Raw genomic sequence first — 12286 nt, 5'->3', positions numbered from 1 at the left:
GTTATTTCATCAATAGACGGTTTTTTAGGTGGCATATAGTTCCTGTAAGTACAAAGCGTGCCCCATATTTTCTCGTAAAGTGAACCCCCGTCACAACTTGCGTCTAACCATCAAATCAATGCCCTAAAACTATTGCGAAACGAGAAAGACGTAGTTATTATAATGAGCATATAATCATACAATACTATATTTGGAGTTTGAACATGACTAAACCTGTAATCGGTTTCATTGGCCTAGGTCTTATGGGCGGCAACATGGTTGAAAACCTGCAAAAGCGCGGCTACCACGTAAACGTAATGGATCTAAGCGCTGAAGCTGTTGCTCGCGTTACAGACCGCGGTAATGCGACTGCATTCACTTCTGCTAAAGAACTCGCTGCGGCAAGTGACATTGTTCAGTTTTGTCTTACAACTTCAGCTGTTGTTGAAAAAATCGTATACGGCGAAGACGGTGTTCTTGCGGGCATCAAAGAAGGCGCAGTACTAGTAGACTTCGGTACTTCTATCCCTGCTTCTACTAAGAAAATCGGCGCAGCTCTTGCTGAAAAAGGCGCGGGCATGATCGACGCACCTCTAGGTCGTACTCCTGCACACGCTAAAGATGGTCTTCTGAACATCATGGCTGCTGGCGACATGGAAACTTTCAACAAAGTTAAACCTGTTCTTGAAGAGCAAGGCGAAAACGTATTCCACCTAGGCGCTCTAGGTTCTGGTCACGTAACTAAGCTTGTAAACAACTTCATGGGCATGACAACTGTTGCGACTATGTCTCAAGCTTTCGCTGTTGCTCAACGCGCTGGTGTTGATGGCCAACAACTGTTTGATATCATGTCTGCAGGTCCATCTAACTCTCCGTTCATGCAATTCTGTAAGTTCTACGCAGTAGACGGCGAAGAGAAGCTAGGTTTCTCTGTTGCTAACGCTAACAAAGACCTTGGTTACTTCCTTGCACTTTGTGAAGAGCTAGGTACTGAGTCTCTAATCGCTCAAGGTACTGCAACAAGCCTACAAGCTGCTGTTGATGCAGGCATGGGTAACAACGATGTACCAGTAATCTTCGACTACTTCGCTAAACTAGAGAAGTAATCGACGTACGACCTCGCTAGGGTATCGCTTGTCTTCTGGGCGGCGATACCTTAGCGAGGTTCGTTTTTATCTGCCATATCCAATCCTTTGTTCCCTGTTTAAAATCTTCTACTTCTACTTCTACTTCTACTTCTACTTCAATTCCCTCAGCTACACCTAATCAAAACTCTGTTTAACTCTGCTACTGCCTCAATTCCTGTTTTTTTCTATATCTATATCTATATCTATATCTATTTCTAACGGCAAATTCAAAGCCTTCTAGCACCCACTCGTTCACTCACTTTTCCTCGCAAGCTTAAACCAGTGCACTTAACTGACTGTTGGCGATGGGTTAAAACGGCTCGTATATTGGGTCTGAAAAGAAAGTAAAAAAAAGCCCACACAGCTGGTGACTGTGTGGGCGTATTCGGACTAGCCGTCTGGAAAAACCAATGAACAAGACAAGTAAAATAACGATTAACGAGATCCCCCGACAGTCTCTACATTAAACGTGTTCAATGACCTTAAAGCGCGTTGCTTCAATTACCACTTTGAATTGCACAAAAGCATCCAGAAATAACTTAAGTTATGATTCAAATACACCATACATTAGGGTTTATTGTATTACAAATAAATCTAAGGGTTGAATGCCTTTAGTGAATGGTTGGTTAGTGATAATGTGACTTAAGGCTCACTTTCTAGTCAGCGAGTCGAAATTGATATGAATAATTTAAGTAGAAGCATTATCGGCGAATTTGTTTGGTGTTTATTTAAAAGTCGATCATTTTTCATGATTTACTTGCTCTTTCCCAATCGCGTTAAAAGCCAGGACTCATAAATGATACCTATGTCACAGGGTGGTTTTAGCCAGTTTTAATATGTCAATATCGCTCACAGAAAGTTCCGTTAATTAAACATACAATATTAATTAAAATAATGGTTGTGACGATGAATCGGCATGAACAAGTTTCGCTTCCCGTATCTTCGAAAATGTAAAAAATGACCATTTCATTCGGATGAAAATAATAGACATAGGTTGATGTGGATGATGAGTTTTATGAATTCAAAATTGTCTCTAGGGTTTAAAGGAAAATTGATTTTAATGGTGGCGATCGTCAGTTCTAGTGCGTTGGCATTTACGAACTGGTTTACGCTTGACTTAGCAGCAGACCAGGTAAACCAAACGATTTATAACGAGATTGACCACTCGCTAACGATAGAAATCAATCAAATAGAAAGTACCGTTCAGCGCACTATCGATACCGTAAACTCTGTCGCACAAGAGTTCATGAAATCCCCATACCAAGTGCCTAATGAAGCGCTTATGCATTACGCAGCCAAGCTCGGTGGCATTGATAAAATCGTAGTTGGTTTTGACAACGGCCGTTCTTACACTTCTCGTCCGTCAGAGTCTTTCCCTAACGGTGTTGGAATCAAAGAAAAGTACAATCCAACCACTCGACCTTGGTATCAACAAGCGAAATTGAAATCAGGCTTATCTTTTAGTGATCTGTTTTTCACTAAGAGTACTCAAGTGCCTATGATTGGTGTGACGTACTCATACCAAGATCGCGTCATCATGGCCGACATACGTTTTGACGATTTGGAAACGCAGCTTGAACAGTTGGACAGCATCTACGAAGCCAAAGGCATTATCATCGACGAGAAGGGCATGGTGGTCGCTTCAACAATCGAAAACGTACTTCCGCAAAGCAATATATCTTCCGCAGATACGCAGATGAAACTCAACAGTGCCATTGAACAGCCTGATCAATTCATTGAGGGTGTGATTGATGGTAACCAGAGAATATTGATGGCCAAGAAAGTGGATATTGGCAGCCAGAAAGAGTGGTTCATGATCTCTAGTATTGACCCTGAACTCGCGCTCAATCAGTTGAATGGCGTGATGTCGAGTGCACGCATCCTTATCGTGGCTTGTGTGCTTGGCTCGGTGATATTGATGATTTTGCTTCTAAATCGTTTTTATCGCCCAATCGTGTCACTGCGCAAAATCGTCCACGACCTATCTCAAGGTAACGGAGACCTGACTCAAAGGCTTGCTGAGAAGGGGAATGATGACTTAGGACATATCGCCAAAGACATCAACTTGTTCATTATCGGCTTACAAGAGATGGTTAAGGATGTGAAATATAAGAACTCGGATCTCGATACCAAGGTACTGAGTATTCGCGAAGGCTGTAAAGAAACCAGCGACGTACTGCAAGTTCATACTGATGAAACGGTTCAAGTGGTCTCTGCGATTAACGGCTTGTCTGAAGCATCGAATGAAGTAGAGAAGAGTTCTCAGTCCGCGGCAGAAGCAGCAAGAGAAGCGGCTGTGTTCAGTGATGAGACTAAACAGATTAACACCGTGACGGAAACCTATATCAGTGATCTTGAGAAGCAAGTCTGCACCACTTCTGATGATATTCGCTCAATGGCCAATGAAACGCAGAGCATCCAGTCTATCGTGTCTGTGATTGGCGGGATTGCGGAACAAACTAATTTGCTGGCATTGAATGCGTCAATTGAAGCGGCGAGAGCGGGTGAACATGGTCGAGGTTTCGCGGTGGTTGCTGATGAAGTCCGTGCGTTAGCCAACCGAACGCAAATCAGTACCTCTGAAATTGATGAAGCGTTATCTGGCTTGCAGTCTAAATCAGATGGTTTGGTTAAATCGATTGAGTTGACCAAAAGTAACTGTGAACTGACTCGCGCTCAAGTTGTTCAAGCTGTAAACATGTTGGCGAAGCTAACCGAGCAGATGGAAACAGTAAGTCGTTTCAACAATGACATTTCGGGTTCATCTGTTGAGCAAAACGCCCTTATTCAGAGCATTGCTAAGAACATGCATAAGATTGAAAGCTTTGTTGAGGAACTTAATAAGCTAAGCCAAGATCAGTTGACTGAATCAGCAGAAATCAAAACACTTAACGGTAGCGTTAGTGAGTTGATGAGCAGCTTTAAGGTTTAATCTTTCTAATATTTATATCTAAAAATCAACATACTAAGTTTAGTTGTTGATCTGAGAGCCACTCATTAACTGTCGAGTTTAGAGTGGCTTTTCTGCGTTGTTCTTGAATCTAATTCTACGCAATATCCGTTAATTTCACTTCATTTGCCGCATCTCACATTCTGATAAATAGATAATTGACATAAAATAGTACAAATATACATTATCACTCTACTCTTATGGACAAGTGAGATAAATGTGAATAAGCCAATCATCATCGTTGCGCTCGCTTCGCTCACATACGGCTGCGGTGGAAGCAGCTCAAGCGATAGCAATGACTCTTCTGATAACACCAGTCCAGGTACTTCTTATGGTGTTGTTGCGCCTTATGATATTGCTAAGTATCAAAACATCCTCTCGAGTTCTGACCTTCAGGTATCGGATCCTAATGGCACAGAGGGTAATAAAACTTCTGAAGTTAAAGGTGGGGATTTCGATGGCTACATCAGTGATTATTTTTACGCGGATGAAGAGACGGAAAACCTAATTCAACATGGCGAACTATAAGATGCGTTCAGAGGTTCGTGAGGGAGAAAACTTCGATATCAATGAAACTGGTGTAAGACGAAGCCTGTATGCGGAAATAAGCTTACCTGATATCGAACATGCAATGGCGAGTTCACCCGCTGATCATGATGAAGTGACGTTGCTACAGATACACAATAAGGGCACTGACGAGAATGGTACGGGTTATATCCCTCATCCGCTATTGCGTGTAGTTTGGGAGCAGGAACGAGATGGCCTCACAGGTCACTACTGGGCGGTCATGAAAAACAATGCCATTGACTGTAGCAGTGCTGCTGACTCTTCGGATTGTTACGCCACTTCATATAATCGCTACGATTTGGGAGAGGCGGATCTCGATAGTTTCACCAAGTTTGATCTTTCTGTTTATGAAAACACCCTTTCGCTCAAAGTGAACGATGAAGTTAAAGTCGACGAAGACATCACCTACTGGCAGCACCTACTGAGTTACTTTAAAGCAGGTATCTATAATCAATTTGAAAATGGTGAAGCTACGGCCCACTTTCAGGCTTTGCGATACACTACAACACAGGCCAACGGCTCAAACGATTGGGATATTAATGATTGGAAGTTGACGATTCCTGCGAGTAAAGACACCTGGTATGGAAGTGGGGGTGACAGTGCGGCTGAACTAGAACCTGAGCGCTGCGAATCGAGCAAAGACCTTCTCGCCAATAACAGTGATGTCTACGACAGCGATATTGGTCTTTCTTATTTCAATACCGATGACGGAAGAATGCACTTTAGAGCTGATATGGGATATGGCACTAGTACACAAAACTCTAGCTATATTCGTTCTGAGCTCAGGGAGTTGTATCAAAGCAGTGCTCAAGCGGATTGTAGCACCAGCGATGAAGATACAAGTTGGTATTTGGAGGACACTAGAACGAACGCTACCAGTCACGAGTTAACCGCAAGCTTACGAATTGAAGACTACCCGAACATCAATAATCAAGATCCAAAAGTGGTAGTTGGGCAAATCCATGGTTGGAAGATCAATCAAGCATTGGTGAAGTTGTTATGGGAAGGAGAGAGTAAGCCAGTAAGAGTGATACTGAACTCCGATTTTGAACGCAACAACCAAGACTGTAACCATTGTGACCCATTCAGTGTCGAGTTAGGTACTTATTCGGCAAGTGAAGAGTGGCGATATACGATTCGCGCTGATCAAGACGGTGTCTACTTGGCGACTCATGATTTAGATGGAACCAATACTGTTTCTCACTCAATCCCTTGGGGACAAGATTACCCAGATAAAAATGGGGACACGGTCTCGTTGACGTCAGATTGGACATCGACAGACATCGCTTTCTATTTCAAAGCGGGCATCTACCCACAATTTAAGCCTGATAGCGACTATGCGGGTGAAGTGTTTGATGTGAGCTTTAGTTCTCTAAGAGCAGAGCATCACTGAGTTCTCTGATGTTTGATTAGCCATGTCGGTAATGAAGAAGACCATATTGATTCCTAACAATGTGGTCTTTTTTTGTTTTTGGACACTTACAGTGATGTGTTTGTAGGGACAAATGTTCTGCTTGAACCCTGCAAATACATACGATTACAGCTCGCTTGCTCTGCCCTTGCTAGCTCATTTCGCATTCTAAATTCTTATATATTGTCTTTTATCAATAGGAAATGTGATCCAGTTAAAGTATGGAAAAATCGGAAAGTGTTCCTAGTCTCATTTATCCAACGAAGTGTTTTATTTGTATTATAAGATTACGTAATATTTTCATGTTATCGCAAATACTGATAGGCGAATCGCCTTATAGCTCGTGTTTGCTGATTTAGCTTTCGCTTACGAACGCTGTCTTTGTATTATAATAATGGATTAAATATGAAACAAATTACTCTAAAAACTTTACTCGCTTCTTCTATTCTACTTGCGGTTGGTTGTGCGAGCACGAGCACGCCTACTGCTGATTTTCCAAATAACAAAGAAACTGGTGAAGCGCTTCTGACGCCAGTTGCTGTTACCGCAAGTAGCCATGATGGTAACGGACCTGATCGTCTCGTTGACCAAGACCTAACTACACGTTGGTCATCTGCGGGTGACGGCGAGTGGGCAACGCTAGACTATGGTTCAGTACAAGAGTTTGACGCGGTTCAGGCATCTTTCAGTAAAGGTAATCAGCGCCAATCTAAATTTGATATTCAAGTGAGTGTCGATGGCGAAAGCTGGACAACGGTACTAGAAAACCAACTAAGCTCAGGTAAAGCGATCGGCCTAGAGCGTTTCCAATTCGAGCCAGCAGTGCAAGCACGCTACGTAAGATACGTTGGTCACGGTAATACCAAAAACGGTTGGAACAGTGTAACGGGATTAGCTGCGGTTAACTGTAGCATTAACGCTTGTCCTGCTAGCCATATCATTACTTCAGACGTGGTAGCTGCAGAAGCTGCAATGATCGCTGAAATGAAAGCGGCGGAAAAAGCACGCAAAGATGCGCGCAAAGATCTTCGTTCTGGTAACTTCGGTGTAGCAGCGGTTTACCCTTGTGAGACAACAGTTAAATGTGAAACACGCACTGCGCTACCTCTACCAACGGGCTTACCTGAGACACCTCTAGCAGGTAATGCACCTAGCGAAAACTTTGATATGACTCATTGGTATCTATCTCAGCCTTTCGATCATGATAAAAATGGGAAGCCTGATGATGTTTCTGAGTGGAACCTTGCAAACGGTTACCAACACCCTGAAATCTTCTACACAGCTGACGACGGCGGCCTAGTATTTAAAGCTTACGTGAAAGGTGTACGTACATCTAAAAACACTAAGTACGCGCGTACAGAGCTTCGTGAAATGATGCGTCGTGGTGATCAGTCTATTAGCACTAAGGGTGTTAACAAGAACAACTGGGTATTTTCAAGCGCGCCTGAATCAGATTTAGAAGCGGCAGCGGGTATTGATGGTGTTCTAGAAGCTACCTTGAAAATCGATCACGCAACAACGACAGGTAATGCGAACGAAGTAGGCCGCTTTATCATTGGCCAGATTCATGATCAAAACGATGAGCCAATTCGTTTGTACTACCGTAAACTGCCAAACCAAGCAACGGGTGCGGTTTACTTCGCACACGAAAGCCAAGACGCGACAAAAGAGGACTTCTACCCTCTAGTTGGTGGCATGACTGCTGAAGTTGGTGAAGATGGTATCGCGCTTGGCGAAGTGTTCAGCTACCGCATCGCAGTTAAGGGTAACACGATGACTGTCACTCTAATGCGTGAAGGCAAAGACGACGTAGTGCAAGTGGTTGATATGAGCGAAAGCGGCTACGACGCAGGTGGTAAGTACATGTACTTCAAAGCGGGTGTTTACAACCAAAACATCAGCGGCGACCTAGACGATTACTCACAAGCGACTTTCTACCAACTAGATGTATCGCACGATCAATACAAAAAGTAATCTAACCGAATAACACTTAATACTAAAGCAATCGCAATAGCCTCCAGTCTCAGGGTTTGGAGGCTTTTTTGTGTCTATTGTTTGGGCGTAATATTATGATTTAATTAAGTAAAAGTAGGGAGGCTATCAGTTACACAGAATTTGGGAGATTATCATCAAGCTCATTCATTATTAACTTGAGTCACTATCAGTTTTAGTCACCATTAACCCCCCAAGCGCCGATCACCATTAACCTCGATCATGATTAATCTCAGTTACTAATAGGCCAACTTGTCGCGAATTCAAACCCAAATAATGTCGTGATGTTTATCGAAATCACCATAGCTCGAAAACTTTGACCTCGTTCTCAAGGCTTTGCCAATGCACGAACTTATTATTGTGCGTGGTCTACTTATAAACGTTAGCTCGGCTGACTACTCCCGTACTGTTCTTGAAACCGTCACTTTTGGGTTGTTTAGTAAGACTCCTAGTAACAGCCATAAATAGTGCTTTAACTTTTTCATAATTAGAAGGGTAGGGTTAGCCATCACTCTATTAGCTCTTATGCTTTATGAAATACATAGGTAGGTTCAAGTCGATAATCAAACGACTCTAACAGCTCACGGGTATGCGCTTTAGCGTTAGTTATTTGCAGGCCGTAAATGCTCTGTGACGCTGAATAACAATTTGTGGGTTGAGTATAGAAGTGAGGTTTTTTGTCTATCTATTATAGATGCAGGGCTTTGATAGGGCTAAATATGTCGGCAGGTGTATCCCTTACTAGCAGCATTGGTGCTTATTCAATGTTGAAGTAAAGTTCCGCTGAGTTAGAGAGCTTAACTGAATCGCCAATCTGCTTTTTATTCTTGAGCTGAGAATAAAAAAATCCCTATCAAATTACGTTGATAGGGATTTGTTTTATCTAGCAATCAAGTCAAACTGACTTTCTAGTGAGAACTAGAATAGGTCTGAATCTAGGTTGTCGAAATAGGTGTATGTCCCTTTTGAACCATTGTCACCAGTGTATAGTGCAATAGCGGTTGGGGAACCACCTGCATTTTCAGCTTTTAACCCAGTGTAGTCTGTTCCATCAACATTGACGGTAATGTCTGTATCTACCCATGAAATGGTCACATCTACCCATGTGTCTTTTGAGTATGGCGCAAGGTCAACTTGGCTACCTGTTTCGTTGCGGAATTTAATCATACTAGATGTAAACACAAATTCAGTGAAGCGGCCACTAGATGATGCATCGTTATTAGAACCTAAGAAAATGTATGATGCTTTTACATAGCCATCGCTAGGGATGTATACAGATGTAGAAACAGAGCCAGTTTCCGCTGCGCCATTAGCAAAGTCACGGCCAACGATAGGTTTGTTATTATCAGTGGTTGAGTCCGCACCATCTTCAATGCGTAAAGAATTAGAACCCGACTTGGCAAAGTCACTACTGATCACTGCTGTATTTAAAACCCCATCAACATTTTTTGTTTTGTATACAGAGTTAGCCACATTAATCTGCGTACCTACAGTATAAGAATCGAAGTTGTCTGTCACTTCTCCCGGCTCAGGATCCGGATCTGGTTCAGGTTCTGGCTCAGTACTGCCACCGTCAACAATAACAGTCGCTTCCGCTGTGTTGTTGTACGGATTACCTGACAACAGTTGCCCATTCGGATAGTTATTAAAGTTATCTTCAAACACTAACTCGTCAGTAGTCGTGTCATTCGAATAAACTTTAAAGTTGTCAGCGTTTAACTCGTAGTGTGTTGTGTTAGAAGTATCACCAAGCTTCAATGATACGATAGTAACGGCAGCTTTGTCGAAAGCCTCAAAACCGTTGCCGCTATTGTCGTATACGGTGTCATTGACCTTGAATGTGTAGTAACCGCTCGCCCAACTAATTTCAACCGCGAGATCTTCACCTAAAGTGTAAGTGCCTACAGGCTCATCAGGAATTTGAGGTTTACCGCTACTATCGGTAACCGTGGAACGGTAGAAAATTTCTCCAGAGTTAAAAATGACTTCGCCGTGTAAATTAGTGTTAGAAGTACCAGAAGCGTAGAGACTAATATAAGCGTTGTTACCTGAACCATTCGCTTCTTGCTCGGTGTCTTCATCGACTTGGTAGATTAAGTCAACGGTTACCTTTCCTGATGCGATACTGTCTACTGTTGCCCCTGTGCTGCTGTCAGACAGTTTCAAACGTAGTTCGCCCACATCATTCTTTACACCACCATTGTTGGTGTCTAGAATTTGAACATAACCATTAATGCCACTTGCTTCATTGGCTTCACTTATAGCTTCTTGTACGGCGTCAGTTGCTGTTTGATCAGAGCCAGAGTAGTCAATTCCATTAGTTTTGTCTGAAATACTCAGCACACCTGCGTCATCGAAAGAAAAAACGCCATCTAAAATTTCAAGAGTCGAGGTGCCAGTTTCATAATACGTGAAAGATACTGTTCCGGCTTCTTCATCATAATTATTGGTAGAAGCACTTGCATCTTTAATTGTGTACGTGCCTAAGTCATCATCATCGTCATAGTATTTATGATTACCGTCTTCTTGGAAAACATACACGTTTGGTAGATCTGCGTTAGATGACGCGGATATTGAAGCGGAGTTACCATCACTAATTTGCCAGTAACCTGTTGTTAGTACTGACTCTTGGTTGCCGGCACCAGAATCCGTCGGAATAGGTAAACCATCACTGTTACAACCGAATAATAAACCTGTCGAAAGAGCGACAGCTGTAGCGACTTTAGAAATCTGCATAAAATATTCTCTTTATGATATTAAATCCATATGTAAATCACATAAGAAATAGATAATGAATAGTCGTTAAATATTATTAGGATGAAGCTAATTCTGATTAGAACATCCTAATATTTAAAATAAAGTAATTAAAATATGCCCAAATAAATTACAAGAGGAGAGGGCCATTTTATAGTTTGACTATTTTATTATTAGAATGAGTAAGCAATACCAACACGGTATTTAGCTTCACGATCTTTAGACGATGAACTGATATCAGAAGACCAGATTTCAGCAAAAGGTTTCCAAGAACCGAACTTGTAGTTTACTTTTAAGCCAGCATCCCATTCCCAGTCATCACTATTATAAAGAAGTACGTTATCCAAAGATTTTACATAGTTTGCTTCGTAGGAAAGGCCAAGCTTAGGTAGAGATTCAATTTTGTAAGAACCCGTCAGTGTAACTTTAGACTTTTGAGCTGATTCTAAACGTTCGCCAGTTTCAGAATCTTTGTCACCAAATTGTGTGTGGTTGCGGAAATCAGCATATTCATGACGATAACGAATAGCGGTCGTTAAACCCATGTCTGCTTTATAACCAACGCGGAACTGAGGTTTGAACGTAACCTTCTTCATCTTCCAATCGCCATCATTAGCATTAGGTTCATCCCAATCCCAGGCAATAGGCATACCCATTTGTAGATACCAATTGTTGTCTATTTTGTATGTCGCTGTGTTATCAATCTCAATACCATAGATGTACCAATTGCCATCGTAGAAGCTTTTACTGTTCGCTGATTTAACAGAACCTGAATCTTCATCGTAGTATGAATCATCAGTGTGAAACTTAAGTTCTAGGCCAGTAGAGTGTTTCCACTTGTCTGACAGCTTAAAGCTTTCACCTAGCTTAACTCGGTGTTGATGGCGAGCGTCTACGTGAGCCGTATCACCATTAGTCTTTGTATAATCCGTCGCAGCACGATACTCGTAACGATAATCAAGAGATGCACCAGCAGCTGTGCCCGCTAAAAGAGTACATGCAACAGCTGCAGCAATTTTTGTAACAGAATTCATACCTTTGTCTCACTATTATTTTTTTATTTTGGATACATCCAATGTACCCCTGGCTCACAAACCAATACCTTACGTGGTATTAAATTAATGTATGACAAATATGGTATTTATTCCTAGGGTAGATTTCTGTGAGATCTATCAAAAGTTCCGACTAATGGCCTATTTATATAGCTAAATGTTATGAATATCTCAATTTAAGGCTTACCAATCAAATCAATCATGACTCAGTTCTCATATTAGCAAACCTTGTAAGCTCAGTTGGTTGCATGTGTTAAAATAATACAAATATAAGAATATTCCCACGCTTTCATATCGATATTCTAGTTGTTGTGGTTTAAACATAACGGGGCATGTTGAGGATATAGATATAAACCACCGCCAAATGTTTGGTAAAAGTTAAAAGATGGCGAAATGTAAATTCTATTTATTGGTTGGTTTATTTAAGTCGAAGAGAAAATATTTAGTACTAATT

Annotated in this window: 5 protein-coding genes and 1 pseudogene; 4 read left to right on the top strand and 2 right to left on the bottom strand. The window is 41.8% G+C overall.

Annotated elements, in window-relative coordinates:
* The first annotated feature begins 203 nt into the window (after nt 1-203).
* From AC3CHU_RS09350 to AC3CHU_RS09335, 4 genes and pseudogenes are all read left to right on the top strand, one after another.
* Entirely contained in the window at nt 204-1085 is an 882-nt protein-coding gene (locus AC3CHU_RS09350) for an NAD(P)-dependent oxidoreductase (protein WP_004733521.1), read from the top strand.
* A 1081-nt stretch (nt 1086-2166) separates the two neighbouring features.
* Nucleotides 2167-4038, top strand: coding sequence for a methyl-accepting chemotaxis protein (locus tag AC3CHU_RS09345; RefSeq protein ID WP_488525484.1), 1872 nt, complete (start codon nt 2167-2169; stop codon nt 4036-4038).
* A gap of 237 nt (nt 4039-4275) precedes the next feature.
* A pseudogene (locus AC3CHU_RS09340) lies at nt 4276-6016 on the top strand (polysaccharide lyase family 7 protein).
* Nucleotides 6017-6439: 423 nt separating this feature from the next.
* Nucleotides 6440-8008 (top strand): polysaccharide lyase family 7 protein, encoded by a 1569-nt coding sequence (locus AC3CHU_RS09335; protein ID WP_146456703.1) that lies wholly within the window; start codon nt 6440-6442, stop codon nt 8006-8008.
* A gap of 936 nt (nt 8009-8944) precedes the next feature.
* Here AC3CHU_RS09335 and AC3CHU_RS09330 read toward each other — a convergent pair.
* Nucleotides 8945-10762, bottom strand: a complete 1818-nt coding sequence (locus AC3CHU_RS09330) for a hypothetical protein (protein ID WP_488524410.1) — start codon at nt 10760-10762, stop codon at nt 8945-8947.
* A 191-nt stretch (nt 10763-10953) separates the two neighbouring features.
* Entirely contained in the window at nt 10954-11814 is an 861-nt protein-coding gene (locus AC3CHU_RS09325) for an oligogalacturonate-specific porin KdgM family protein (protein WP_171308736.1), read from the bottom strand.
* Nucleotides 11815-12286: the final 472 nt, after the last annotated feature.

Source organism: Vibrio sp. QJM3NY_39 (assembly GCF_057785895.1).
This window is presented reverse-complemented; position numbering and strand designations above follow the sequence as displayed.

What these genes read in the sequence shown, in the direction of transcription:
- AC3CHU_RS09345 (WP_488525484.1), top strand. Translation starts at nt 2,167, where the DNA reads ATGGTGGCGATCGTCAGTTCTAGTGCGTTGGCATTTACGAACTGGTTT.
- AC3CHU_RS09325 (WP_171308736.1), bottom strand. Translation starts at nt 11,814, where the DNA reads ATGAATTCTGTTACAAAAATTGCTGCAGCTGTTGCATGTACTCTTTTA.
- AC3CHU_RS09350 (WP_004733521.1), top strand. Translation starts at nt 204, where the DNA reads ATGACTAAACCTGTAATCGGTTTCATTGGCCTAGGTCTTATGGGCGGC.
- AC3CHU_RS09335 (WP_146456703.1), top strand. Translation starts at nt 6,440, where the DNA reads ATGAAACAAATTACTCTAAAAACTTTACTCGCTTCTTCTATTCTACTT.
- AC3CHU_RS09330 (WP_488524410.1), bottom strand. Translation starts at nt 10,762, where the DNA reads ATGCAGATTTCTAAAGTCGCTACAGCTGTCGCTCTTTCGACAGGTTTA.